The sequence below is a fragment of the Amycolatopsis sp. TRM77291 genome (assembly GCF_054166285.1).
The window spans coordinates 5,171,678-5,196,935 of record NZ_JBSZHF010000001.1 but is presented as its reverse complement, the minus strand read 5'-3'; the positions used below and the strand labels follow the sequence as shown (position 1 = coordinate 5,196,935).

Annotated in this window: 19 protein-coding genes; 9 read left to right on the top strand and 10 right to left on the bottom strand. The window is 71.1% G+C overall.

Features of this window, described 5'->3' with window-relative positions:
• The first annotated feature begins 134 nt into the window (after positions 1-134).
• The gene (locus ACXIZN_RS24045; RefSeq protein WP_457957009.1) at positions 135-3,794 is read left to right on the top strand and encodes an nSTAND1 domain-containing NTPase; all 3,660 of its coding nucleotides are present in this window, start codon (positions 135-137) and stop codon (positions 3,792-3,794) included.
• Between the two features lie 267 nt (positions 3,795-4,061).
• Positions 4,062-6,236, top strand: coding sequence for an RNA polymerase recycling motor ATPase HelR (gene helR, locus ACXIZN_RS24040; protein WP_457957008.1), 2,175 nt, complete (start codon positions 4,062-4,064; stop codon positions 6,234-6,236).
• Between the two features lie 99 nt (positions 6,237-6,335).
• On the opposite strand, the gene ACXIZN_RS24035 is transcribed toward helR, so the two are convergent.
• Genes ACXIZN_RS24035 through cbiE form a run of 5 tightly spaced genes read right to left on the bottom strand, consistent with a single transcriptional unit; the run spans position 6,336 to position 13,103 of the window.
• On the bottom strand, positions 6,336-9,440 hold the full coding sequence (locus ACXIZN_RS24035; RefSeq protein WP_457957007.1) for an arabinosyltransferase domain-containing protein: 3,105 nt from the start codon (positions 9,438-9,440) through the stop codon (positions 6,336-6,338).
• A gap of 33 nt (positions 9,441-9,473) precedes the next feature.
• Positions 9,474-10,217, bottom strand: a complete 744-nt coding sequence (locus ACXIZN_RS24030) for a cobalt-precorrin-6A reductase (RefSeq protein ID WP_457960586.1) — start codon at positions 10,215-10,217, stop codon at positions 9,474-9,476.
• Positions 10,214-11,209 (bottom strand): Gfo/Idh/MocA family protein, encoded by a 996-nt coding sequence (locus ACXIZN_RS24025; protein ID WP_457957006.1) that lies wholly within the window; start codon positions 11,207-11,209, stop codon positions 10,214-10,216. The genes ACXIZN_RS24030 and ACXIZN_RS24025 overlap by 4 nt, the downstream gene beginning before the upstream one ends.
• Positions 11,206-11,967, bottom strand: coding sequence for a precorrin-4 C(11)-methyltransferase (gene cobM / locus ACXIZN_RS24020; protein ID WP_457957005.1), 762 nt, complete (start codon positions 11,965-11,967; stop codon positions 11,206-11,208). Before cobM ends, ACXIZN_RS24025 begins: the two co-directional genes overlap by 4 nt.
• Positions 11,964-13,103, bottom strand: coding sequence for a precorrin-6y C5,15-methyltransferase (decarboxylating) subunit CbiE (gene cbiE, locus ACXIZN_RS24015; protein WP_457957004.1), 1,140 nt, complete (start codon positions 13,101-13,103; stop codon positions 11,964-11,966). The genes cobM and cbiE overlap by 4 nt, the downstream gene beginning before the upstream one ends.
• A gap of 59 nt (positions 13,104-13,162) precedes the next feature.
• Here cbiE and ACXIZN_RS24010 point away from each other — a divergent pair, with 59 nt between their 5' ends.
• From ACXIZN_RS24010 to ACXIZN_RS23990, 5 genes are read left to right on the top strand one after another with little or no spacing between them, the layout of a single operon-like run.
• Positions 13,163-15,121 carry a putative cobaltochelatase gene (locus ACXIZN_RS24010; RefSeq protein ID WP_457957003.1) on the top strand — a complete coding sequence of 653 codons (1,959 nt, stop codon included), beginning with the start codon at positions 13,163-13,165 and terminating at the stop codon, positions 15,119-15,121.
• A complete protein-coding gene (gene cobO, locus ACXIZN_RS24005) occupies positions 15,121-15,735 on the top strand; it encodes a cob(I)yrinic acid a,c-diamide adenosyltransferase (protein WP_457957002.1) in 615 nt (204 codons plus the stop codon). Before ACXIZN_RS24010 ends, cobO begins: the two co-directional genes overlap by 1 nt.
• Positions 15,729-17,063, top strand: a complete 1,335-nt coding sequence (locus tag ACXIZN_RS24000) for a cobyrinate a,c-diamide synthase (RefSeq protein ID WP_457957001.1) — start codon at positions 15,729-15,731, stop codon at positions 17,061-17,063. The genes cobO and ACXIZN_RS24000 overlap by 7 nt, the downstream gene beginning before the upstream one ends.
• Positions 17,056-18,081, top strand: coding sequence for an Rv2231c family pyridoxal phosphate-dependent protein CobC (gene cobC, locus ACXIZN_RS23995; RefSeq protein WP_457957000.1), 1,026 nt, complete (start codon positions 17,056-17,058; stop codon positions 18,079-18,081). Before ACXIZN_RS24000 ends, cobC begins: the two co-directional genes overlap by 8 nt.
• Before the next feature lie 54 nt (positions 18,082-18,135).
• On the top strand, positions 18,136-18,756 hold the full coding sequence (locus ACXIZN_RS23990) for a hypothetical protein (RefSeq protein WP_457956999.1): 621 nt from the start codon (positions 18,136-18,138) through the stop codon (positions 18,754-18,756).
• Positions 18,757-18,884: 128 nt separating this feature from the next.
• On the opposite strand, the gene ACXIZN_RS23985 is transcribed toward ACXIZN_RS23990, so the two are convergent.
• The 3 genes from ACXIZN_RS23985 to ACXIZN_RS23975 are packed head-to-tail and all read right to left on the bottom strand — an operon-like array spanning position 18,885 to position 21,256.
• Positions 18,885-19,631 carry an adenosylcobinamide-GDP ribazoletransferase gene (locus tag ACXIZN_RS23985; protein WP_457956998.1) on the bottom strand — a complete coding sequence of 249 codons (747 nt, stop codon included), beginning with the start codon at positions 19,629-19,631 and terminating at the stop codon, positions 18,885-18,887.
• Positions 19,628-20,641, bottom strand: a complete 1,014-nt coding sequence (gene cobT / locus ACXIZN_RS23980) for a nicotinate-nucleotide--dimethylbenzimidazole phosphoribosyltransferase (RefSeq protein WP_192746087.1) — start codon at positions 20,639-20,641, stop codon at positions 19,628-19,630. The genes ACXIZN_RS23985 and cobT overlap by 4 nt, the downstream gene beginning before the upstream one ends.
• A gap of 9 nt (positions 20,642-20,650) precedes the next feature.
• On the bottom strand, positions 20,651-21,256 hold the full coding sequence (locus ACXIZN_RS23975; RefSeq protein WP_457956997.1) for a bifunctional adenosylcobinamide kinase/adenosylcobinamide-phosphate guanylyltransferase: 606 nt from the start codon (positions 21,254-21,256) through the stop codon (positions 20,651-20,653).
• A 36-nt stretch (positions 21,257-21,292) separates the two neighbouring features.
• Between ACXIZN_RS23975 and ACXIZN_RS23970 the strand changes: the two genes are divergently transcribed.
• The gene (locus ACXIZN_RS23970) at positions 21,293-22,225 is read left to right on the top strand and encodes a cobalamin biosynthesis protein (protein ID WP_457956996.1); all 933 of its coding nucleotides are present in this window, start codon (positions 21,293-21,295) and stop codon (positions 22,223-22,225) included.
• Complete coding sequence (locus ACXIZN_RS23965; protein WP_457956995.1) at positions 22,222-23,682, top strand: cobyric acid synthase; 1,461 nt, start codon at positions 22,222-22,224, stop codon at positions 23,680-23,682. The genes ACXIZN_RS23970 and ACXIZN_RS23965 overlap by 4 nt, the downstream gene beginning before the upstream one ends.
• Positions 23,683-24,079: 397 nt before the next feature.
• On the opposite strand, the gene ACXIZN_RS23960 is transcribed toward ACXIZN_RS23965, so the two are convergent.
• Positions 24,080-24,835, bottom strand: coding sequence for a CbtA family protein (locus ACXIZN_RS23960; RefSeq protein ID WP_457956994.1), 756 nt, complete (start codon positions 24,833-24,835; stop codon positions 24,080-24,082).
• Between the two features lie 14 nt (positions 24,836-24,849).
• Positions 24,850-25,056 carry a CbtB domain-containing protein gene (locus ACXIZN_RS23955; protein WP_034312940.1) on the bottom strand — a complete coding sequence of 69 codons (207 nt, stop codon included), beginning with the start codon at positions 25,054-25,056 and terminating at the stop codon, positions 24,850-24,852.
• Between the last annotated feature and the right edge of the window lie 202 nt (positions 25,057-25,258).

Below are 25,258 nucleotides of genomic sequence, written 5' to 3'. Positions count from 1 at the left end.
ACGCTTGATGTCAGTCGGGTGAACCCGCGGCCGCGATAGCGGGGCCTTCGGCCGGGGTGGGTTCACGCGTTCGGTTGCTTACCAAGTGCGTCTGCGGCTCCGCCGACAGGCGCTTCGACGATCAGGGGGGCCTGGTGCCGAGACGCGAGCGTCCGCTGGGGCCGGGCGACGACGTCGTCGTGAGCTTCGCGGCGGACCTTCGGCTGCTTCGCGAGAAGGCCGGAGGCCCGACGTACCGCGAGCTTTCGACCCGTGCGGGTTACTCGGCCGCCGCGCTCTCCGAAGCCGCCGGCGGACGGAAGCTGCCGGGGCTCGCGGTGACGACCGCGTACGTCACCGCGTGCGGCGGCGACGTCCCGGCATGGGAGCAGCGCTGGCGCACGGTCGCCGCCGGGCTCGCCGCGGCCGCGGGCGAACGCGACGAAACCGAACTGCCGTACCTGGGGCTGGCCGCGTTCCAGACGGCCGACGCCGCCCGCTTCTTCGGCCGCGAGCGGCTGGTCGCCGAACTGGCAGGCAAGCTCGCGGAACGACGCCTCGTCGGCGTCTTCGGTGCTTCGGGTTCGGGGAAGTCGTCCGTTCTGAGGGCCGGGCTGGCGGCGTCGAGCGAACGTCCGGTCGTCCTCCGCACACCGGGCGCGCATCCGCTCGAAGAGGACCTCGACGCCGAGGGACGGCTGCTGATCGTCGACCAGTTCGAGGAGGTCTACACGCTCTGCCGGGACCAGGCCGAACGCGAGAAATTCGTCGACGCGCTGCTCGCGCTCGCCCGCGACGAGCACGGGACGCGGGTCGTCCTCGGTGTCCGCGCGGATTTCTACGGTCACCTCTGCCGTCACGCCGGTCTGGTCGAGGCGCTCACCGACGCGCAGGTGATGGTCGGCCCGATGACCGCCGACGAGCTCCGGACCGCGATCGTCGAACCCGCCGTCCGCGCGGGCTGCCGGGTCGAGGCGGCGCTGGTCACGACGCTCGTCGCCGATGCCACCGGCCAGCCCGCCATGCTCCCGCTGGTCTCGCACGCGTTGCTCGAGACCTGGCGGCGGCGCCAGGGGATCACGCTGACCAGCGCGGCCTACGAGGCGGCGGGCGGGATCCTCAACGCGATCGCGCAGACCGCCGAGGCCGTCTACACGGATCTGGAGCCGGACAGACAGCGCCTCGTGCGGCAGATCTTCCTACGGCTGACCGCGCTCGGCGAAGGCACCGAAGACACGAAGCGCCGTCTCAACCGCCGCGAACTCGACGACGACCCGGCGACCACGGAGGTCCTCGAACGCCTCGCCGAGGCACGTCTGCTGGTCCTCGACCGCGACGGTGTCGAGATCGCCCACGAGGCGTTGATCCGCGGTTGGCCGCGGCTGCGCGACTGGCTCGCGGAGGACCGCGAAGGGCACCGGCTGCATCGTCAGCTCGCCGAAGCGACCGAGCTGTGGGAATCGCTGGATCGCGACAAGGGCAGCCTGTACCGGGGCACGCGGCTGGGGCGCGCGGCGGAATGGGCGGAGCGGGAGCCCGGCGCGCTGAGCGCACGCGAGCGGCAGTTCCTCCAGGCCGGGCTGGACGCCGAAGCCGAGGAGACAGCTGTCGGCCGCAAACGGACGCGGAGGCTGCGAAGGCTCGTCGCGCTCCTCGGCGTCCTGCTGCTCCTCGCGGGGGTCGCCGTCGGATACGCCGTCGATGCCGGGCGGACCGCCACCGATCAGCGGAATGTGGCACTCGCGCGCAAGGCCGTCGTCGACGCGAAGGCGCTGCGGGACTCGAACCCGGCGCTGTCCACGCAGCTCAGCCTCGCCGCGTACCGGCTCGCGCCGATCCAGGAGACCCATGACGGTCTGCTCGCGGCCATGGCGGCGCCGTTCCCCACCCGGATGGTCTTCGACCCCGGCGAGGTCACCGTCGCGCTGAGCGGGCAGCTGATGGTCACTTCGGACAACTACCGGGCGACGCAGGTGTGGTCGATCGCCGACACGCGGCATCCGGCGCTCCTGGCGACGCTGCCCGGATCGGAGGAAATCCGCGGGCCGCTGGCGTTCAGCCGCGACGGGCGGGCGCTGGCGACCACCACCCGGGATCACCGGGTCCGGCTGTGGGAGCTGACCGATCCGCGGAACCCGGTGCGGATGGCGGACGTCACCGGGCACCGGAACACGTTGCTCTCCCTCGATTTCAGCCCGGACGGCCGCCGGCTCGCCACGGGTTCGGTCGACCGCACCGTCCTGCTCACCGACGTCGGGGACCTCGGCACGCCGAAACCGCTCGGCGGTATCCCGGCTCCCGAACTCGAACGCGCCGTGTTCAATCCCGACGGCACGATGCTCGCGGTCACGAGCACGAACTGGACGGCGGAGCTCTGGGACGTCACGGCGCCGTCCGCGCCACGGCGGCGCTCCGTCCTTTCCGGACACAAGGACCTCCAGCTCACCCCGGCGTGGAGCCCGGACGGGCGGCGGCTGCTCACCACCAGCTGGGACCGCACCGCGAAGCTCTGGGACGTCGCCGATCCTGCGGCGCCGCGGCCGCTGTCGACGCTGACCACCCCGGCCGTGGTCTGGGCGGCCGGGTTCAGCCCGAGCGGCAGGCTGGTGGTGACGGCGGGGGACGACCAGTCCGTGCGGCTCTGGGACGTCACGGGTCCGGCGAAGGAACTGCCGCCCCTTTCGGGGCATACGAACGCCATCTGGTGGACCGCGTTCTCCCCGGACGGCAAGACCATCGTGTCCGCCAGCGCCGACCGCACCGTGCGGCTGCAGGACGTCGGCGAACTGGCGCTGGCTTCGAGCGTGGGCTGGAACGCCGGCGCGTTCACCGAACAGGGGCGGATCCTCGTCACCGCGGGGGACGACGCGCGGCTCTGGGCGATGGACGATCTCCGTGCGCCGAGACAGCTCTCGAAACTCCCCGGCCCGGCCACCGTCACCGCCGTCGCGCTGAGCCCGGACCGGCGAAGCCTCGCGCTGGCCGCGCACGCCGGCGCCGGTGTCGGCGGGACGTTCGTGCTCCAGCGCTGGGACATCGCCGATCCGGTGGCGCCGCGGCTGCTGGCGTCGACCGAGGTGAAGCCCACGTACTCGCTCGCGTTCAGTCCCGACGGGAAGACCTTCGCCTCCGGCCACGACGACGGTCCGGTGCAGCTCTGGGACGTCGGTGATCCCGGCCGGTTCGCCGAGCCGCGGGTCCTCCCGGTCGGGGACGGCACCGTGTGGTCGCTCGCGTTCACCCCGGACGGGCGGACGCTCGTGGCGGCCCAAGGGCCGGATTCGTCCGCGGTGACCCTGTGGGACGTCACCGATCCCCGGCGCCCAGGGCTGGCGTCGACGCTGAAGCCCGACGCCGGGGCCGTGTTCAAGGCGGCCGTCAGCCCGGACGGCCGCACGGTGGCCGCGGGCAGCAGCGACCGGAACGTCTACCTGTGGGACATCGCGGATCGCGCGCACCCCGTGCGGCTGTCGAAACTGGGCGGCAATGCCGAAGGCGTCGGGCATATCGCGTTCGGGCCGTCCGGCCGGGAGCTGGCGGCTTCGGCGTTCCGGACGGTGCGCGTCTGGGATATCGCCGATCCGCGGAAACCGGTGGAGAAAGCGCAGCTCACCGGGTTCGCGGCGACGGTCAACTCGCTGGTGTACCGGGACGACGGGCATACGCTCGCGATCGGGAGCAGCGGCGTCCAGCTGTGGCAGACGAACACGGACCGCGTGAGCGAGGAGATCTGCGCGCTGGCGACGCCGAGGATCACGCGGGAGGAGTGGGAGCGGTATTTCCCGGGGCTCGAATACACGCCGCCGTGCGGATGAGGGCGGGCTGCCCGGTCGTCGCGTGTCGCGAAAGCCACTTTCGGGACGTCAGGTGTCTCGAAAGTGGCTTTCGCGACACGCGATGGGTCCCGAGTCTCGGCAAAGGAACGCCGCCGACTTACGTGGACGATGGCCCGACAGGACCGAGAAAGAGACGGAGTAACTCCCTCCGTAATAAACATATAGCGCATGGGGGGACTTGCCACAAGACCCCGGTGATGCCTCAGACTCACTCGCCGTAGTCGAAACCTGGCGAAATGGGAGTCTGTGTCAACTCAGGGTCATGAAGAAGAGCTGCGGTCCGAACGCGAATACGTCGCCGGGCTCTACACGCGCCTGGACGCCGAACGCGCGCGGGTGAAGGGGGAGTTCCAGGCGGCGCTGGGCGGAACCGGCGGGACGGCCATGGAACGCGACGTCGAGGTGCGCGCGCTGGCCAGGGAGTCGCGGCGGCTGGACGTCGTCGACAACGGGCTGTGCTTCGGCAGGCTCGACAGTCTCGCGGGGGAGACCTCGTACATCGGCCGCATCGGGCTCTTCGACGAGGAGAACGACTACGAACCGGTGCTGCTCGACTGGCGGGCACCGGCGGCGCGCCCGTTCTACACCGCGACCGCCGCGACGCCGGAGAAGATGCGCCGTCGCCGTCAGTTCCACACGCACGGGCGCGAGCTGCTCGGCTTCACCGACGAGGTGTTCGGCCGCCCCGGCGGCGACGCGGAGGGCGACGCGGCGCTGCTGGCGGCCGTCAACGCGCCGCGTGGCGAGGGGATGCGGGACATCGTCGCGACGATCCAGTCCGAACAGGACGAGATCATCCGGCACGAACACCCCGGGGTGCTGGTGATCGAGGGCGGGCCGGGTACCGGGAAGACCGTGGTGGCGCTGCACCGCGTCGCGTACCTGCTGTACACGCAGCGCGAGCGGATGGAACGCCACGGCGTGCTCGTGGTCGGGCCGAATCCGGCGTTCCTGCACCACATCGGCCGGGTCCTGCCGTCGCTGGGCGAGACCGACGTGGTGTTCATGACCACCGGTGATTTCGTCCCCGGCAAGCATGTCACCGCCGAGGACGGCCCCGAAGCCACCCGGCTCAAGGGTTCGCTGAAGATGCTGGACGTCCTCAAGGCCGCCGTCGCCGATCGCCAGCGGCTGCCGGAGGAGCCGGTGCTGATCGATCTCGCCGACGTCACCGTCCGGATCGACGCCGAGACCGCGGAATGGGCAAGGGACGAGGCGCGCAAGAGCGGTCTCCCGCACAACGAGGCGCGCGGGACGTTCATCGACATCGTCACCTACGTCCTGACCGAGCGGGCGATCGCGCGGATCGGGCGTGGCTGGCTGAGCCGGGACGACCGCGACGAATGGGAGCGGCTGCGGAAGGACCTGCTGAAGGAACTGGCGGAGAGCGAGACGTTCACCACCGCGCTCGACGAACTCTGGCCGATCCTGACGCCCGAAAGCCTGCTGGGCTCGCTGCTTTCGTCCTCGGAGCGGCTTCGCGCGGCGGGTGCGGACCAGGTGTTGCTGCGTGCCGAGGGGGAAGCCTGGACGGTGTCGGACATGCCGCTGCTCGACGAACTCGTCGACCTGCTCGGCCGCGACAAGACGGCGGACGCGGCGGCGGAGAAGGCGCTCGCGCGGGAGAAGAAGGCCGAAGCCGAGTACGCCGAAGGTGTGCTCGACACGATGAAACTCGACCGCGAGGAGATGGACGAGGACGTCATGCTGTCGGCGGAGAACCTCCTCTTCGCCGACGAACTCGCCGACCGGTTCGTCGAGCACGACACGCGCAGCCTCGTCGAACGCGCCTCCGCCGACCGGGACTGGACGTACCGGCACGTCGTGGTCGACGAAGCGCAGGAACTGTCCGAATTGGACTGGCGGGTGCTGATGCGGCGCTGTCCCAACCGGTCGTTCACCGTCGTCGGCGATCTGGCGCAGCGCCGGTCCGAGGCCGGGGCGCGATCGTGGGACGCGATGCTGAAGCCGTACGTGCCGGGGCGCTGGGTCTACCGGTCGCTGACGGTGAACTACCGCACCCCGGCGGAGATCATGGCCGTCGCCGCGTCGGTGCTCGCCGAGTTCGCGCCGGACGTCCGGGCGCCGGAGTCTGTCCGGTCCAACGGGGTCCGGCCGTGGGCGCGGCAGGTCTCCGGGGAATCCCTCGCCGGTGCCATCGAGGAGTTCGTCAAGGACGAAGCCGGGCGTGAAGGCACCAGCGTCGTGATCGGCCCGCCCGGGGTGCCGGGCACGGTGCCCGCGTCGGAGACGAAGGGGCTCGAGTTCGACGCCGTCCTCGTCGTGGACCCGGAGCGGATCCTCGCCGACGGCCCGCGCGGTGCCGCTGAGCTCTACGTCGCGCTCACGCGCGCTACGCAGCGCCTCGGCGTCCTGCACGAAGGCCCGCTCCCGCCCGCACTGGCGGGCCTGAACTCGTAACTCGCGTGATCAGAGACCGCACTCGCGTGATTGGAGGCGTAACTCACGAGTTACGCCTCCAATCACGTGAGTTACGGCTTCAAGCACGCGAGTGACGACTTAGCGCGTCGGGTCCTTGCCGTTCGGTTGCCGCGGACCCGGCCCCGGAGACCACCAGCCGGGGACGACCTTCTCGCCGTGGACGATCGTCGGCGCGATGCCCTCGGTGAACGGCTCGACCTGCAACAGCTGGCCCCAGGACTGGCTCGGCTGGCCGATCAGGTAGCTGGGCACCTCGGGTTCGGCCGCGACCTCTTCGAGCCAGCCGATCGGGCCGCCGTTGGTGCTGGACGCCCAGTTCGCCTCGTCGGCGACGGTGCCGGGGGTGATCCGGTAGTCGGGCATCTTCGAGATGCCGTCGTGCGAGGTCACCGGCTGCACGCACGGGTAGACGAACGACGCCGGCCAGTCGACGTACACCTGCTTGCCCGCGATCTTCTCGGTCAGCGTGGTGAACGTCGGCACGCGCGGCGCGGACGCGGCGATCCAGCCGTCCTCGGTGAGGTCGTTGTCGACGATGTTGATCCGCACGGACGTCGTCTCGGCGGGGAGGTCGCGCAGGTTGATCCGGGTGTCGTTCCAGCCGTTGGTCCCGGCTCCCGGCGGCAGCACGAACTGGCTGCGGACGACCTTCACGCCTTCGCTGGTGTTCACGCCGTAATCGAGGCTGACCGACGTCGGCCGCCGGGCCGCGCCCGCGGTGGCGACCACGATCTGGCCGTCGGCGGGCTTCTCGGAGAGGGCGTACCAGTCGCTGCGCAGCCGTCCGGCCCGCGTCTCGGGGTCGAGGAAGCTGCTCCACATGGGGACTTCGTCGGGTTTGAACCCGTGCGGCGGCTCGGCCAGCGGATCCTTGTCGTCGATCGCGCGGGTGTGGAACCCGGTCTGCACGCGGCCGTTGTCCTGTTCGGGATCGGGCAGCGGCGGCGGGGTCTGCCCGGCAGGCGGCTCTTCCTTCTTCACCGGCACCGTCCGCTGTTCGGGCTGGGTGCGCAGGATGCTGGTCGCGGCGTCGCGTTCCACCATCACGTGGTCGGAAAGGTTGCAGCTCTTGCCGAACAGATGCCCGAAGTTCGCGGCGCCGAGGCTGTAGGACCCCGACTGGTTGTGGATCGCCCACGCCATGCTGACGAATTCGCCCGTCGCCATCAGACCGCAGACGACCACCAGCGAGAGCGAACCGAGCCGTAGCGACCGGCTCCGTCCTTCCTGAGGCCCCGCCTGCAGGCCGGGCCGGTGTGCGCGGACGTTCTCCACGAACGCGTACACCCCGGAGATCGCGGCCGCGACCAGCAGGATCGTCGACAGCTGGATCCCGCCGATCGACGGCGCCACCGCCGTCCACTGCACGCCGAGTTTCGAGACGAACCAGTACGAGTTGGGCCCGGTCGCGGCCAGCGCGCCGACCACGAGCAGCCCGGCGAGGAACGCGGCGCGGTTGCGCCTGGACCTCAGCACCGTCGAACTGGTCGCCAGCGCGGTCAAGGCCGCCATCGCCGCGCCGACCGCGGCGAACGCGCCGAAGTGGTGCGTCCACTTGGTCGGGGTCAGCGCCAGCAGCAGGAAGAACAGCGCGACCGTGCCGATCAGGCGGCGGCTGGGGCCGAGCGCGGCGCCGGGGATCCGGCCGCGGCGCAGCAGCACCACCAGGCAGGTCCCGGTGCACAGCAGCACCAGCAGCACGGGGAACCGGCGTGGCACGGAGCCGTCCGGCAGGCTTTCGAAGAGCAGCTGGTAGCGCGCGAGTTCCTGGAACCACGACAGGTTCGGGCCGACCAGGGTGCGGATCCGGGTCGCCTCCTGCACGGTGGCGAAGGTCTGGTCGGCGAACACCACGACCAGCACCAGCAGCCCGGCGGCCAGCACCGGCGCGAGCACCGGGAGCCAGCCGTTCTCGGCGCGCTGGCGGACCAGTTTGTACAGCGGGCGAGCGGCGACCAGGAACGGCGCCACCGCGATCAGCCCGGTCGGCGTCGCGGCCAGGGTGAAGCCGGCGGCGGTCAGGCCGAGGCACAACGGCAGCAGGCGGCGGGTCACCAGCGCGCGCTCGACGGCGCAGATCGCCAGCAGCGAGCCCAGCGCGGCGACCGGTTCGGGCCGGACACCGTTGTTGAACGGCATCCACCAGACCAGGAACACCGCGGCGGCGGCCCAGCCGGCGGCGCGGCTCGTGCGGACCTGCGTGCCCAGGCGCGGCATGACCTCGCGGCTGATCAGCAGCCAGCTCAGCACGCCGAGCAGGAACGACGGGAGCCGGATCCACGGCGGCACCGTGCTGACGTGCGCCATCAGCTGGTACACGTGGTAGAACCAGCCGAACGGCGCCTCGGCGACCCCGAACCAGCGGTGGTAGTTCGTCAGGTAGCCGGTCTCTTCGGCCACTCTCGACATCGTGAGGATGTAGCCGTCGTCGGAGGTGACCGGGCCGATGAAGACCCATGCGCCGAGCGCGATGATCACCGTCGCGTCGCGGGCGGTCAGGCGCCACCAGCCGACCGGCGCCCAGCGCGGCGCGCGGCGGGCGAACCCGGAGTCCATCCGCCACACCGCGATCAGGCAGCCGATGAACGACAGCGCCGCGATGACGCCGATGATCCACTTCCACACGGTCGGCGAGGTCTGGTAGCGGGTGTCCGGGACGACCGAGACGTGCAGTCCGGCGATCGGGTCCTTGCCCGCGTTGATCGACGAGTAGATCCCGACCAGCCGCGGCCGGACGTCGCCCTCGGCGTGGAATACCACGGTCTTGGCGACGGTCAGCGTCATCTGGTTCGCGTCGGCCGACAGTTTGACGTCGCAGTTGTTCTCCGGGAGCGGCTGCTGAACGATCTGCTGCCCTTGGCTGGAGGCGAGCAGCACGCCGTTGTCGATCCGCAGTTGCAGGCCGACGCCCTTGCCCGCGCGCGGGTCGGTGCGGCCGTCGGGCACGGTGGAGAACAACAGTGCCTGACCCTGCGAACGCGCGTCCAGCGACCGGACGGTCGTGCACGGCAGGTCGACGCGCAGGTCCTGCGCCCAGTACCCGGTCAAGGGCGCGTTGACGGAGCGGGTGTCGCCGCCCGTTGGCCAGACGACCTCCGCTGTGTCCTGCACCACCGGCAGGAAGGGGAAAGCCAACGCGCACAAGGCGGACAGCAACCCCAGCGTGACAGCGATCAGACGCATCGGCGCAACGCTAACGGGTCTGCTCCGAACGGCTTACGCAGGGCTGCCCTTCGCCGTGCCGCTCAACCAGGTTATGGCGTCCTGAACTGTCGTTACGCTGGCCGTTTCCGGCCGCGACGGCCGTCGGACGACGACCACCGGAACGCCGAGCCCGCGGGCGGCCGTGAGCTTCGCCGCGGTCATCTCGCCGCCGCTGTCCTTGGTGACGAGAACCTCGATGCCGTGCCGCCGCATGAGCGCGCGTTCCTTCTCCACCGTGTACGGCCCGCGGTCCAGCAGGATCTCGTGACGCCGGGGGAGCGGCACCTCGGGCGGGTCGACGCAGCGGATCAGGAACCAGAGATCCAGCCCGGCGAAGGCGGTGAGCCCTTGCCGTCCGCTGGTGAGGAACACGCGGTCACCGAGCGCCGGGAGCAGCCGCGCGGCGTGGTCGAGGTCGTCGGCCCAGTGCCAGGCGTCGCCGGGCTGTTCGGTCCAGCCGGGCCGGGCGAGCCTGAGCAACGGGGTGCCGGTTTCCCGTGCCGCGATGGCCGCGTTGGCGCCGATGCGTTCGGCGAAGGGATGCGTGGCGTCGATCACCGCGTCGACGTCGTTCTCGGTCAGCCAGCGCGCGAGACCCTCCGGGCCGCCGAAGCCGCCGACGCGGGTCTCGCCGTGAGGCAGCTTCGGGCGCGCGACGCGGCCGGCGAGTGACGACACGACGTGCTCGCCCCGCGCCACGAGTTCCTTCGCGAGCTCGCGTGCTTCGCCGGTGCCGCCCAGGATCAGCAACGTCATCGCGCCACGGCCGCGCGCCACCGCTCCAGCGTGCGCAGGTTCGCGAGCGTCTCCGCCCAGGTGAGTTCGGGCGCCTGCCGGTCTTCGAGGTGTGTGGCGACGTGGTCGGCTTCGCGAGCGAAGAGGCCTTGAGTCGCTTCGACCTCTATCACCTCGGGCTCGCCGCCTTCGGGCGTGAGGATGATCTGCGAGGTCCTCGGCTTGCGCATCTCGTGGATCCAAGCCGGTTTCGGCACGTACAGCTGCCCTTCCGAGCCGTACACGCGGATGTGGTCGTCCTGCGTGAGCTGGAAACCGCAGGCCAGTTGCGCGAGGATCCCGCCGGGCAGCCGCAGGAGCCCGAACGAGACCTCGTCGACGCCGTTTTCGTCGAGCCTCGCCATCCCGAGCACCTCTTCGGGCTCGACGACGTCCTGCCCGGTCGCCGCCTGCGAGACCAGCCGCGCGAGCGACGTGCAGTAACAGCCGACGTCGAAGATCCCGCCGCCGCCCAGCGCGGGATCGGTGAGCCGGGGCACGGCGAAGTTGTAGCTGAAGGTGACGTCCACGGCGCGGACCTCGCCGATGGCGCCGCAGGAGATCAGCTCGGCCAGCCGCCGGATCTGCGGATGCAGCCGGTACATGAACGCCTCCATGAGGAAGACGTCGTTGGCGCGGGCGGCGTCGATGACCTTCTCCGCCTCGGCGACCGACATGGTCAGCGGTTTCTCGCACAGGATGTGCTTGCCGGCTTCGGCCGCGCGGATCGCCCATTCACCGTGCAGGGGATGCGGTGTCGAGATGTAGATCGCGTCGACGCCGGGATCGGCGAGCAGGTCTTCGTAGGCGCCATAGCATTTCGGGATCTCGAAGCGGCTCGCGAACTCGGCCGCCCGGTCACCGGATCGCGCGGCGACGGCTTCGAGGACACCGTGTCTGCTCTCTTCGACGCCCGCCGCGAACTCGGCGGCGATGGTCCCGGCGGCCAGCAGGCCCCAGCGAAGGTTCTTCACAGCGACTCCGGTTGGTTGGCGCGATCACGGGTGGCCGAGTACAGGAAACTGTCGGGATAACCTTCCGCGGCAAGGACTTTCCCGACGAAGATCATCGCCGCGCGGCTGATCCCGGCCTCCCGGGACTGCGCCGCGATGGTGCCGAGCGTGCCGCGCAACACCTGCTCACCGGGCTGGCTCGCCAGCGCGACCACCGCCGCCGGGCAGTCGTCGGGGTAGAACGGCCGCAATTCGTCGACTACCTGCTCGATGCGGTTGATCGCCAGATGCAGCGCGAGGGTGGTGCCGGTGCGCGCGAAGTTCGCCAGTGTTTCCCCCGGTGGCATGGCGGTGGACCGGGCCTGCGCGCGCGTGATGACCAGGCTTTGCCCGACCTCGGGCACGGTCAGTTCGCGGTTGAGCAGCGCGGCCGCGGCGGCGAACGCGGGCACGCCCGGCGTGACGTCGTAGGGAACGCCGGCCGCGTCGAGGCGGCGCATCTGTTCGGCGACCGCGCTGTAGATCGACGGGTCGCCGGAGCAGAGCCGCGCGATCTCGTGGCCCTTGCCGTGGGCCTCCACCATGCGCTCGACGATCGCGGGGAGGTCGAGGTTCGCGGTGTCGACGAGCACCGCGTCGTCCGGGCAGTAGGCGAGCAGGTCCGTGGGCGTCATGCTGCCGGGGTACAGGCAGGTTTCGCAGCGGCCGAGCAGGTCACGGCCCCGGACGGTGATGAGGTCGGCGGCGCCGGGTCCGGCTCCGATGAAGTGCACTGTCAAGGTTTGCTCCACTGCGTCACGGCCCGCGCCGGGGTCCAGCCGGTGAATCCGCCTAGCGGCGCGGCCTGTTCGACGGCGACGCGGATCAGTTCCCCGCCGTGTTCGCCGTACGCGCGGGCCAAGGCCTGCTCGGATTCGAGGGTCACGCCGTGCGCGACGATCCGCGCGCCGGTCGCCAGGCAGGCGTCCAGCACACCGGGCACGGTCAGCCCGCCGCCGATAAAGATCGCTTGCGGCCTGGTCAGCCCTTCGAGTGCTTCCGGTGCCGCGCCGATCACCACGTCGAGTTCCGGGACGCCGAGCGTGTAAGCGTTCCGGGTGATCCTGGCGACCCGCTCGGGCGAACGTTCGATCGCGATCGCCCGGTTCAGGGGGTGCACGCGGGACCATTCGATCCCGACGCTGCCCGCGCCCGCGCCGACGTCCCACAGCAGTTCGCCGGGTGTCGGCGCGAGCCTGGCCAGCGCGGACGCGCGGAGATCGCGTTTGGTGAGCTGTCCGTCGTGCTCGAAGACGCCGTCGGGGAGGCCGGTCAGCGGCAGCGCGGGCCCGTCGGCCTCGATGGCGAACACGGTCAGCGTGCCGGGGCCGACACGCTCTTCCGGGCCGCCGAGGTCGGACAGCGCGGTGACGCGGCTCTTGCCGTAACCGCGGGCTTTGAGCAGTTCGAGCAGGTCTTCGGCGTTCGCACCGAGGACGAGGATCTTCCGGCCGGGCGCCAGTACACGGTTCACCCGGCTGATCGCGCGGCCGACGACGGTGACGACCTCCGTCTCCTCCGCCGGCCAGCCGAGCTTCGCGCGGGCGAGCGTCACCGAGGAGAGCGCGGGCAGGACCTCGACGTCGTAGCCGCGCTGGATCAGCGTCGTGCCGATGCCGGAAAGCAGGGGATCACCGCTGGCCAGGACGCAGACGCGGCCTTCCCTCTCGGCGAGGAAGGCGTCCAGACCGGGGAGGAGCGGGCTGGGCCAGGGTTCGCTTTTCATCCCGGCCGGCAGGTACGCGAGCTGTCTCGGCGAACCCACGACCACGTCGGCACCGAGCAGTGCCTCCTTGGCCCGCTCGGACAGGCCGGGCCAGCCGTCGGCCCCGATTCCGACGACCGTCAGGGGTGATTTTTCGCGCACCTCGGTCACGCTAGACGACCGGATTCCTATGCGATGATCGGCCAGAGGTCGTCGACGACAGGAGAGCTGTGAAGCCGTACCCGTTCACCGCCGTTGTGGGGATGCCGGATCTGCGCCTGGCGCTGGTGCTTTCCTCGATCTCGCCCGCCGTCGGCGGGGTGCTGGTGCGCGGGGAGAAGGGCACGGCGAAGTCGACGATGGTGCGCGCGCTGGCCGGTCTGCTGCCCGGCGTCGACGTCGTGGACGCGTGCCGGTTCTCCTGCGATCCCGTCGAACCCGACCCGGCCTGCCCGGACGGGCCGCACGCCGAAGGCTCGCCCGCGCATCGCCGTCCCGCGCGGCTCGTGGAGCTGCCGGTCGGCGCGGCCGAAGACCGCGTGATCGGTTCGCTGAACCTGGAACGCGCGCTCGCGGACGGCGTCACCGATTTCCAGCCCGGTCTGCTCGCCGCCGCGCACCGCGGGCTGCTGTACGTGGACGAGGTCAACCTCCTGCACGACCACCTGGTCGACACGCTGCTCGACGCCGCCGCGATGGGCCGCGCGACCGTCGAGCGCGAGGGTGTCTCGGTGTCGCACGCGGCCCGGTTCGTCCTGATCGGCACGATGAACCCCGAGGAAGGCGAGCTGCGGCCGCAATTGTTGGACCGCTTCGGGCTCACCGTGGAGGTCGCGTCCAGCCGGGATCCCGAACTGCGGGTCGAGGTCGTCCGCCGCCGTCTCGCCTACGAGGCGGATCCCGATGGATTCGCCGGCCAGTACGCCGCGGCCGACGCCGAACTCGCCGCGGACATCGAGGCGGCACAACGACTTCTGCCGTCGGTCAAACTGCCCGACGACGCGCTGCGGCAGATCGCCGAGGTCTGCGCGTCCTTCGAGGTCGACGGGATGCGCGCGGATATCGTGACCGCGCGGACCGCGGTCGCGCACGCCGCCTGGGCCGGGCGCACCGAGGTGACCACCGACGACGTCCGGGTCGCGGCCCGGCTCGCGCTGCCGCACCGGCGTCGCCGCAATCCCTTCGACGCGCCCGGGATCTCCGAGGAGCAACTGGAGCAGGCGTTGCAGGACGCCGAACCCGAAGGCCCCGGTCCCGACGACGACGGCCCCGGTTCCGGTACCCCTCCCGAAGGCGGTGAGGCTCCGCCGTCGGAGGGCGGAAGCCAGGAGCCGTCGGGCGGCGGCCAGAGCGGAGGTGAGCAGAAGCCGGTCGGCGCCGGGGAAGCCTTCCGTGCCAGGCGTTTCGAGGTGAAGGGCACCGGTGAGGGCGCCGCCGGACGGCGCTCGCGGGCGATCACCGACAACGGGCGGACCATCGGCGTCCAGCCCGCCGGGACCAAGGACGGGCATCCGCATCTGCTCGCGACCGTGCGCGCGGCCGCGCCGCACCAGCGGTCCCGCGGCCGCAGCGGCGCGGGACTCGTAGTGCGGCCCCAGGATTTGCGGTTCGCGCGGCGGGAAGGGCGGGAGGGCAACCTGGTGCTGTTCTGCGTCGACGCGTCCGGCTCGATGGGCGCGCGCCAGCGGATGCGCGAGGTCAAGACCGCCGTGCTGTCGCTGCTGCTCGACGCCTACCAGCGTCGGGACAAGGTGGGTCTGGTGACCTTCCGCGCTTCCGGCGCCGAACTCGCGCTCCCGCCGACGATCAGTGTCGACGCCGCGGCGTCCCGTTTGGACGGTCTCGCGACCGGCGGCCGAACGCCGCTGGCCGAGGGGCTTCTCGAAGCGGCAAGGGTTCTGCGGATCGAAGCGGTCCGCGATCCGTTGCGGCGTCCGCTGCTCGTCGTCGTCACCGACGGCCGCGCGACCAGCGGCGCCGACGCCGTCCAGCGCGCGCGGCAGGCGGCCGGGCTGCTGGCCGGGAACGTGACCTCGATCGTGATGGACTGCGAGAGCGGGAAAATGCGGCTCGGGCTCGCCGCCGAACTGGCGGAACACCTTGGCGCGGAACACGTTCCGGTCGCCGAGGTCGCCGCCGACACCCTCGCGGGCGCCGTCCGCACACGTATTTCGGGAAGGGCGGCGTAATGCCACAGGGCAAACCGGAAACGGTGCCGAACGACGGGCTCACCACACGTCAGCGTCGCAATCGCCCGCTGCTCGCCGTGCACACCGGCGAGATGAAGGGCAAATCCACGGCCGCGTTCGGGATGGCGCTGCGCGCGTGGAACCAGGGTTGGTCGATCGGCGTGTTCCAGTTCGTCAAGTCGGCGAAGTGGCGCGTCGGTGAGGAAGCCGCGTTCCGCGCGCTGGGGAAGCTGCACGAGGACACCGGCCAGGGTGGCGCGGTCGAGTGGCACAAGATGGGCGAAGGCTGGAGCTGGGCGCGTAAATCCGGTTCCGAAGAAGACCACGCCGAGAACGCGCGTGAGGGCTGGGCCGAGATCAAACGCCGTCTCGCAGCCGAGACCCACGACTTCTACGTCCTCGACGAGTTCAGCTACTTGCTCAAATGGGGCTGGCTCGAAGTGGACGACGTCGTCTCGACGCTGACGGAGCGCCCCGGCCACCAGCACGTGGTGATCACCGGCCGGTACGCGCCGCCGGAGCTGATCGAGGCCGCGGACCTGGTCACCGAGATGACGAAGGTCAAGCATCCGATGGACGCCGGGCAAAAGGGCCAGCGAGGCATCGAATGGTGAACCGCGTGGTCATCGCCGCGCCCGGCTCCGGGCACGGCAAGACCACGATCGCCGCGGGCCTGATGGCGGCGTTGCGGGCGCGGGGTCTCGAGGTCTCCGGGCACAAGGTGGGCCCCGACTTCATCGACCCGAGCTACCACTCCCTCGCCACCGGACGGCCGCCGCGCAACCTCGACCCGTTCCTCCAGGGTGAGGATCGGCTGATCCCATTGCTGCGGCACGGTTCCGCCGGTGCCGACATCGCGGTCATCGAAGGTGTGATGGGCCTGTTCGACGGGGCGCTCGGCACCGAGGGATACGCGTCGACGGCGCATGTCGCGCGGCTGCTGGACGCGCCGGTGGTGCTGGTCGTGGACGCCTCGGCCGCGTCGCGCAGTGTCGCCGCGACCGTGCTCGGGTTCGCTCAGTACGACACGCGCGTCCGGCTGGCCGGGGTCATCCTGAACAAACTGGGCTCACAGCGGCACGCGGACGAGATCGTCACCGCGCTGGAGGCGACCGGTGTCCCGCTGCTGGGCACGTTGTACCGCAACGAAGAAATCCACGCGCCGAGCCGTCACCTCGGCCTGGTCCCGGCGGCGGAACGGGCGAGCGAGTCGGCGCGGCTGCTGCCGGAGCTGGCGGCGTGGATCAGCGAGGGCGTGGACCTCGGCGCGATCGTGCAGGTCGCCCGATCGGCGTCTCGGCTTTCGGGGGATCCCTGGCGGCCTCCGTTCGCTTATGACGGCCGCCGTACGGTGGTCGCCGCCGCGGCAGGCCCCGCGTTCACCTTCCGCTACACCGAGGCCGTCGAACTGCTCGCGGCCGCCGGTGTTGACGTCGTCGACGTGGATCCTTTGCAGGACAAGGAACTCCCCGAGAGCTGCGCCGGGCTGTACTTCGGTGGCGGCTTCCCCGAGGTGCACGCCGAGGAACTGTCGGCGAACGTCCCGCTGCGGACCGCGGTGGCGCGGGCCGTCGGTGACGGAATGCCCGTCGTGGCGGAATGCGCCGGGCTGCTGTACCTGTGCCAGGACATCGACGGCACGCCGATGACCGGCGTCCTCGGCGCATCGGCCACCATGACGAAACGCGGGAAACTCGGCTACCGCAAGGCTTTCGCACCCACGGACAGCGTGCTCGCCGTCGCGGGCCAGCGCGTCACCGGACACGAATTCCACCGCACGCTCATCGAACCCGGCAGCGGCCCGACCCCGGCCTGGGGCTGGGATCGCACCCCCGACGGTTTCGCGTCGGCGTCCCTGCACGCGTCGTACCTGCACGTCCATTGGGCGGGTTACCCCGAACTCGCCGAACGGTTCGCCGCCGCGGTGCACGCCCATGGCTGACTACGACCTCTGGCACCACGGTGATCGCGAGGTCGGCGAAGGGCTCGTCGATCTGGCTGTCAACGTCCGCCTCCCGGCGCCGCCCGCTTGGCTGCGTGCCGAACTGGCGGCGGCCCTGGACGATCTGGCGGCTTATCCGGACGTCACCGCCGCGACGGCCGCGGTGGCCGCCCGGCATTCGCTGCCCGAGTCCCAGGTGCTGGTGACCTCCGGCGCGGCCGAGGCCTTCACGTTGCTGGCCACGGCTTTGCGGCCGTCGTACGCGGTGGTCGTGCACCCGCAGTTCACCGAACCCGAGGCCGCTCTGCGCGCGGCCGGCCATGCCGTGCACCGGGTGGTGTTGTCGCCCGACGATGGTTTCCGGCTGGGCGACGTCCCGGAAGAAGCCGATCTGGTCTTCGTCGGGAACCCCACGAACCCGACTTCCGTACTGCACCCGGCGGCGGACCTGCTCGAGCTGGGGCGCCCCGGCCGGCTGGTGGTCGTCGACGAGGCCTTCCTCGACGCCGTCCCCGGCGAGACCGAAAGCGTCGCCGGACAACCCGGTTTCGTGGTGCTCCGCAGCCTGACGAAGACCTGGGGGATCGCCGGCCTGCGCGCGGGGTATGTGCTGGCGGACGAGTCCGTTGTGGACAGTCTGCGCGCGGTGCAGCCGCCGTGGTCGGTGTCGTCCCTCGCCGCCGTCGCCGTGGTGGCGTGCTGTCGTGCGGCGGCGCTGGAGGAAGCCGAAAAGCTGGCGGTGGCGGCGGAGGCGGATCGGGAGTATCTGGTGTCGGGCCTGACCGCGATGGGCGTCGAGGTGCTCGGCGAACCTCGGGGGCCTTTCGTGCTCGTGCGGCTCCCCGGCGCCGACGGTGTCCGGGAAAGGTTGCGGGAGCGCGGGTTCGCCGTTCGGCGTGGCGACACCTTCCCGGGGCTGGACGCGCGGTACCTGCGGATCGCGGTGCGGGACCGGGAGACGGTGGACGGGTTCCTCGCCGCACTCGACGCGGTCGTCGTGAGTGATAAGGACGGTTAGAACCGTCTTCGCCACTCACGACCATTCCGGCGTCCGAAATGGTTGGATGGACCGGTGAACTTCGTGATCGGCGTCTTCGATCTCTTCGCCTACACCATCCCCGGCGCGTTGTACGTCGCGTTCTTCGGCTACCTCGGGGCGAAACTCCACATCCTGACCGCGGCGAGCATCGGTGGCGTGCCCACCGTGGTGCTGGTCGTCGTGATCGTGGTGCTGAGCTTCCTGCTGGGCTATTTGGCCTACCCCCTCGGCGAAGCGATGGAGCGGATCTTGCCGCGGAGGCGGAGCAGGAACGCCGCCGAGGAGTTCGTCCGCCGGATGCCCGAGGCCAAGGACCGCGCGTTCCTGAAGGAGAACCCGCATCTCCTGCTGTGCGCGCTGCAACTGCACGACAAGGAGGTCGCGGCCGACGTCACGCGGCTGCGCGCGTCCGGGCTCATGGTGCGCAACTGCGCGCCGCCACTGTTGTTCGGCGCCATCGCCGCGATCGTCGAGATCTTCGCGGGCAAGCACCCGTTCGCCGCCGCCGTGATCGCGGTACTGCTGCTGTTCGCGTCGCTCACGTTGGTGTCGCAGGGGCGGAAGCTCGGGCTGTGGGCCGCGATGAAGACGTTCGAGCTGTGCTTCTGGCTGCCGGAGATCGACGAGAAGCTGGCGAAGGACACCGCTGCCTGACCGGGGCCAGTGAGGCCGAAGGCGTAACTCGCGTGCTCAAACGCGTAACTCGCGTGCTTGGAGGCGTAACACGCGAGTTACGCCTCCAAGCACGCGAGATACGTCTCTGAGCACGCGAGATACGTCTTTCAGAACGACGAAGCCAGCAAAACCCCCGCGACGGCGACCTCGACGCAACCTCCGAGCACGTCCCCGGTGATCCCGCCCAGCCGCTGAACGCATCGCGCCAGCAACGCCGCCGCGGCCAGATAGCCCAGCGCCACGGCGGCGAGCCCTTGCCACCACGGGAGTACCAGCGCCGCCGCGCCCGCGAGCACGGCGAACACCGCCGCCGCCGCCCACCACGGCACCGAACCGGCGACGGTCGCGCCCAGCCCTTCCGGCCGGGCCGAGGGGACACCACGCGCGCAGCACAGCGAGAGCACCCCGCGTCCGGCGACGACCGCCACCGCGGCCGCCGCGATCCCGTGCCCGGCCGAGATCGCCCCTGCCAGCGCGCCGACCTGCACCAGCAGCACCAGCACCAGGGTCGCGATCCCGGTCGGCCCGGAATCCCCGCGCCGCATGACCTCCAGCGCCCGTGCGCGGTCGTACGAAGCACCGAGCCCGTCCGCCGTGTCGGCGAGCCCGTCCAGATGGAGCCCGCGGCTGCCCAGCGCCACCGCGCCCAGCGCGAGCGCCGCCGACGCGAACGCGGGCAGGCCGATCAGCTCACCCAGGAAGACGATCACCGAGGCGACGGCCGCGAGCGGCACGACGGCCAGCGGGCCGAGCACCATCGCGCCGCCCGCCACCCGCCGGTCGATCAGCCCCGGCGCCGGCACCCGGACGGTGGTCAGGGTGCCGACGGCCATCTTCAGCGCGTCGGCGATCAAGCCAGATCCGCCAGCAGACCCATGTCCGCGAGGATCGCCCGCGCCGCCCGCAGCGTCGGCACCGCCTGGACGGCGCCGCTGCCCTCGCCGAGCCGCAGCCCGAGGTCGAGGATCGGCTCCAGCCCGAGCGCCTTCAACGCGAACGCCTGCGACGGCTCGGTCGACCGATGCCCCGCCAGCCACCACTGTTCGGCCCCCGGCGCGATCTCACGCGCGACGAGCGCGGCGGCACCGGAGAAGACGCCGTCGAGCAGTACCGGAACCCCGCGGACCGCGGCCTGCACGAGGAAGCCCGCCGTCGCGGCGAGACAAGCGCTGCCGAGCTCGGTCAGTAGCGTGAAGGGGTCTTTCACCGCACCGGACCTGACCAACGCGGCCTCGACGACCGCGAGCTTCCGCGCCCGCGTGTCCTCGTCGATCCCGGTGCCCGTACCGACGACGTCCTCCGGGAAGAGGCCGAGCAGCGAGGCGACCACGGCCGCGCAGATCGTCGTGTTGCCGATGCCCATGTCGCCGGGGATGAGCAGATCCGCGCCGCCGTCGATCTCCTCGTCCGCGATCGCCAGCCCGTGCTCGAACGCCGTCCGCGCCTCGCCCTCGGCGAGCGCGTCCTCGACGTCGATCGAGCCGGAACCACGCCGGACCTTGTGCGCGGTGACCTCGGCCGGCACGTCCGCGCCGTCCCAGTCCACCGCGATGTCCAGCACCCGCACCTTCGCCCCGGCCAGCCCGGCCAGCACGCTGACGCCGCTCTTCCCGGCCAGGAACACCCGCACCATCGCCGCGGTGATCTCGCGCGGATACGCCGACATCCCGGAAACCCCGTGGTCCCCGGCGAAGACGACCACGCGGACGTCGTCGAGCGGCCGCGGCGGGACCACGCCGTGCGCGGCGCTGAGCCAGGCGGCCAGGTCTTCGAGCCGTCCGAGTGAACCCAGCGGTTTGACCAGGCCGTCCAGTCTGGCGCGCGCGGCGGCTTCGGCGGCGGCGTCCGGGGTGGCGATACGCATGGCGACTCCCTATGGCAGGTCGAGCATCCGTCCGGCGACGACCAGCACGGTCCGGTCGGACACGGCGGACACCCGGTTGTTCAGCGCGCCCAGCACATCACGGAACACGCGTCCGGACACCGTCGCGGGCACCACACCGCTGCCGACCTCGTTGCTGACCGCGATCACCGGCACGTCGGCCTGCGCCCACGCCGCCAGGAAGTCCTCCAGCCGCTCGTCGAGCCGCCGCTCCCAGCCCTTGCGCTGCTCCCAGGCGCCGACCTCGTCGAGCACGCGGCTGATCCACGTGCCGAGACAGTCGATGAGCAGCGGATGCGTCGCCGTGCGCAGCACCGTGGCCAGGTCGGTGGTCTCCACCGTCTTCCAGTTGGCGGGCCGCCGCGCGCGGTGCGCGGCCACCCTGGCGGCCCATTCGGGATCTTCGGCGCTCGGCGGCAGCCCGGGCGCGACGTAGGTCAGGTGCGGGTGGCGGGACGCGAGCCGCTCGGCGTGGTGTGACTTCCCAGAGCGGACGCCGCCCAGTATCAGCACCTTGCCGTCGTCGCGCGAGTAGCGGCGAAGTGCGCGCGCGAGGGTCTCCAGGACCTTCGCGAGGCGGTGCGTCAGCTTGGTCATACCCCGCATTCTTGTGCACGCGCTACGGTTCGCCACGTGCCACTCCGACAAGCCGCCACCGCAGCCGGACTCGTGACCGGTTACGTCGCCGACGCCGTGTTCGGAGATCCAGGCAGAAGGCACCCGGTCGCGGGTTTCGGCCGCGCCGCGCAAGCCCTCGAACAGCGGGTTTACGCCGATTCGAAGGTGCGGGGCGCGGCGTACACCGCGGTCTGCGCGGGCACGGTCACCGGATTGGGGGTCGCGGCCCAGTTCTGGACCCGCAAACGCCCGTTCGCGCGGTTCGTGCTCACCGCGGCGTCCACTTGGGTGGTTCTGGGCGGCAAGGGGCTCGCGGCGGAGGGCACCCGCATGGCCCGGTTGCTCGACGACGGCGACCTGCCGGCCGCACGGCAGCGCCTTTCGCATCTGTGCGCCCGTGACGCCACCGGGCTCGACACCGAACAGCTCGCGCGGGCGACCACCGAGTCCATCGCCGAGAACACCTCCGACGCGGTCGTAGCGCCGCTGCTGTGGGGCGCGGTCGCCGGGATCCCCGGCCTGCTCGGTTACCGCGCGCTCAACACGCTCGACGCGATGGTCGGCTACCGGTCCCCGAAGTACGCCAACTTCGGCTGGGCGTCGGCGAGGATCGACGACCTGGCGAATCTGGTGCCGTCCCGGGTCGGCGCGGCGCTCACCGTGGCGTCGGCGCCACTGGCAGGCGGCTTCGCCAAACCCGCGTTCCGGATCTGGCGCCGCGACGGCAAGCATCATCCGAGCCCCAACGCGGGCCAGGTCGAGGCCGCCTTCGCCGGCGCGCTCGGGATCAGGCTGGGCGGGACGAACAGCTACGGCGGACGCGCCGAACGCCGCGGCGTCCTCGGTGACGGCCGCGAGCCGGAACCGGTGGACGTGCGCCGCGCGGTCCGGCTGTCGAGGGCGGTCGGTCTCGCCGCGCTCGCCGTCGCGGTGGCGGTCACGCGGTGAGCGGGCTGCTCGTCGCGGGGACGACGTCGGACGCGGGCAAGAGCCTGGTCGCCGCCGCGTTGTGCCGCTGGCTCGCGCGCCGGGGCGTCCGGGTCGCGCCGTTCAAATCCCAGAACATGTCGAACAACTCGATGGTGTGCGCGGACGGCGCCGAGATCGGCCGCGCGCAATGGCTCCAGGCGCGGGCGGCCCGCGTCGAACCCGAAGCCGCGATGAACCCGGTTCTGCTGAAACCCGGGAGCGATCGCCGCAGCCACGTCGTCGCGCTCGGGAAACCGTTCGGCACGCTGGAAGCGGGGGAGTACGCCACGGGCCGGGCCGGGCTCGCGGAGATCGCCTTCGACACGTTCTCGTCGCTGCGAAAGCGTTTCGACGTCGTGTTGTGCGAGGGTGCGGGCAGCCCGGCCGAGATCAACCTGCGCGAAGGCGACTACGTCAACATGGGGCTGGCGCGGCGCTTCGGCCTGCCGGTGGTCGTCGTCGGCGACATCGACCGCGGCGGTGTCATGGCCGCGATGTTCGGCACGCTCGCCCTGCTGTCCGCCCAAGACCAGGCGCTGGTTTCGGGCTGGCTGGTCAACAAGTTCCGCGGTGACGTCGGCCTGCTGCGGCCGGGACTGGAGACGCTGGAAAAGCTCACCGGCCGCGAGGTCTTCGGCGTGCTGCCCTGGCTCGACCAGGTGTGGATCGACTCGGAGGACGCGCTCGCCGCCGCGGGCTGGGGCGCTTCGGGCGGGTCTCTGCGGGTCGCCGTCGTGCGTTTTCCGCGTGCCTCCAACGCGACCGACGTCGACGCGCTCGCCGCCGAGCCCGGGGTCTCGGTCGCGCTGACCGCCGATCCGGACACGGTCCGTTCCGCCGATGTGGTGATCCTGCCGGGTTCCCGCGCTACCGTGGACGACCTGGCGTGGCTGCGTGCGCGCGGCCTGGCGGACGTCGTGCGCGCGCGGGCCGAGGCGGGGCGCCCGGTGCTGGGGATCTGCGGCGGTTATCAGATGCTGGCCGCCGAGATCGAGGACGACGTCGAGTCCGGCGCCGGCACGGTCCCCGGACTCGGCCTGCTGCCGACGCGCGTCTCGTTCAGCGCCGGCAAGGTACTGGCCCGGCCATCGGGTGAGTGGCGCGGGCAATCAGTGGAGGCGTACGAAATCCACCACGGCACCGTGACCGCCACCGGCCCCGCCGAGTCCTTTTTGGATGGATACCGGCGGGGCGCGGTGTGGGGCACGATGTGGCACGGGGCCTTCGAGAACGACGGTTTCCGCCGCGCCTGGCTGGGCGAGGTGGCGGACTGGTCACCGGTCGCTGGGGCACCGGGGTTCGGCGCGCTGCGGGAGAGCATGCTGGATCGGCTCGCCGACGCCGTCGAAGAACACGTCGACACCGCCCGCCTGCTGCGCCTCATCGAAAACGGCGCCCCCGGCGACCTGCCTTTCGTTCCGCCGGGCGTCCCCTGACGCATTTCGTCCTCTGGATGCGGTCCTTGCGCACGCAACTACCGCATTGAGAGGACTGAATGCTAGCGGGGTAAGGCGAACGACCTCAGGACGGGCACTGTGTGGATTTTGGGGCGTTGGATGACCAGAAATCCACACGGTCCCCGTCGTGACCGGTCCGGTCACGACGGGGACCGCCGCAGATGCGAGGGTGTGTGGAAATAGGGACGTTGAACGTCTCTATTTCCACACACCCCTCACCCGCGGTAACACTCACACCCCATCAACCCACGTCGAGTGATCACGCGAGGGCGAAGACAAGGTCCGATCGCGAGTACCGGCGCCACCTTTGCCCTTGCCTCGACGTCAATCGGACATAAGGTTGCCATCAAGTGTCCCATGTGGACGCTCCGCCTCACTAAGCGGCCTGAACTGCCGCCTTGTGCTTCAACGCCTTCTCGGCCAGAGCCCCGAAGGCCAGGCCGAGCGCGGTCCAGAGCACCACCTGCGTCCCGACCGAAGCGATCCGGAAGGACCACAGCGTGGAACCCGGGAACCCGTCGGGGACTTCGTCGATCGACGGCAGCAGCGCCGCGGCCACCCCGATCAGCACGACGTACCCGCCCGCGGCGATCAGGCCGCCGCGCCAGGCGCCGAGCTTGTCGGCCAGCTTCCGCCCGAACGCCGCCGCGAGGATGCCGACCAGCAGCGAAAGCGCGACGAACCCGAAGTACAGCGAAGTCCGGCTCCCGATCGTGCCCGCCTGCCCGACCGCGGGCGGATTCCCCGGATACTTGAGGAACGGCACCAGGAACACGACCACGAAGGCGCCGCCGGCGAGCAGTGCCGCGGTCACCCGCGGCCGCAGGGTGCCGAGGCGCCCGTAGACGAAGGCGAACGCGAGTGAGAACAGCCCGCCGACCGCGACGCCGTACAGGCCGACGCCGGTCAGCAGGCCGACGGTGCTCTGCACGCCGCGCGTGACGAGCTCTTCCTCCGCTTCCGCGGGAGCGTGTTCATGGACGCCCGGAGCGCTGTGCGAATGCGCGGCGGAGCCTTCGAGACCGATGGCGGCGTCGACCGAAGGCTCACCGAAGAAGTACGCGAAAAGGGTCGCCAGGACACCGGCGACCAGGCCCGCGAGCATGCCGCGGACCAGCAAGGTCCTCATCATGGGGCGCGTGCCGCCTAGTGGCACGGGAAGGCCAGCAGGTGCCGGCCGTCGTGGACGAACTCGTGGACGTACGAGTTCGCGAACACCGACACCGCGCCCTGCTCGGCGCTGACGAAGTACAGCGTGATCAGCGAAAGGAGGATGACGAGCACCGCCCAGGGCAGGATCTCGCGGACCGGGATCCGGACGGGGACGGGTACTGCGGCTACCGCTTCGGACATGGCGGTGGACCTCCTCGGGCTAGCGCGGCCTCTTCAGGGGTTGTCACGACGGATCCGGGTCTGGCTTCCCCGATGGCTCGGGGTCACAGTGGCGCGACCGCGCGGATTCTCACCGCGTTCCGGATGCCGTCGTCTGGCCGGTCGAGCGTAGGTCGCCGCGAAGCGTCCGGTCAATGTGACGGAACCCGATCGGCGCAGGCTC

Excerpts from the sequence above, each read along its gene's own strand:
- ACXIZN_RS24035 (WP_457957007.1), bottom strand. The coding sequence starts at position 9,440 with ATGCGTCTGATCGCTGTCACGCTGGGGTTGCTGTCCGCCTTGTGCGCG.
- ACXIZN_RS24030 (WP_457960586.1), bottom strand. The coding sequence starts at position 10,217 with ATGACGTTGCTGATCCTGGGCGGCACCGGCGAAGCACGCGAGCTCGCG.
- cobO (WP_457957002.1), top strand. The coding sequence starts at position 15,121 with ATGCCACAGGGCAAACCGGAAACGGTGCCGAACGACGGGCTCACCACA.
- ACXIZN_RS24000 (WP_457957001.1), top strand. The coding sequence starts at position 15,729 with ATGGTGAACCGCGTGGTCATCGCCGCGCCCGGCTCCGGGCACGGCAAG.
- cobC (WP_457957000.1), top strand. The coding sequence starts at position 17,056 with ATGGCTGACTACGACCTCTGGCACCACGGTGATCGCGAGGTCGGCGAA.
- cobT (WP_192746087.1), bottom strand. The coding sequence starts at position 20,641 with ATGCGTATCGCCACCCCGGACGCCGCCGCCGAAGCCGCCGCGCGCGCC.
- ACXIZN_RS23975 (WP_457956997.1), bottom strand. The coding sequence starts at position 21,256 with ATGACCAAGCTGACGCACCGCCTCGCGAAGGTCCTGGAGACCCTCGCG.
- ACXIZN_RS23960 (WP_457956994.1), bottom strand. The coding sequence starts at position 24,835 with ATGATGAGGACCTTGCTGGTCCGCGGCATGCTCGCGGGCCTGGTCGCC.
- ACXIZN_RS23955 (WP_034312940.1), bottom strand. The coding sequence starts at position 25,056 with ATGTCCGAAGCGGTAGCCGCAGTACCCGTCCCCGTCCGGATCCCGGTC.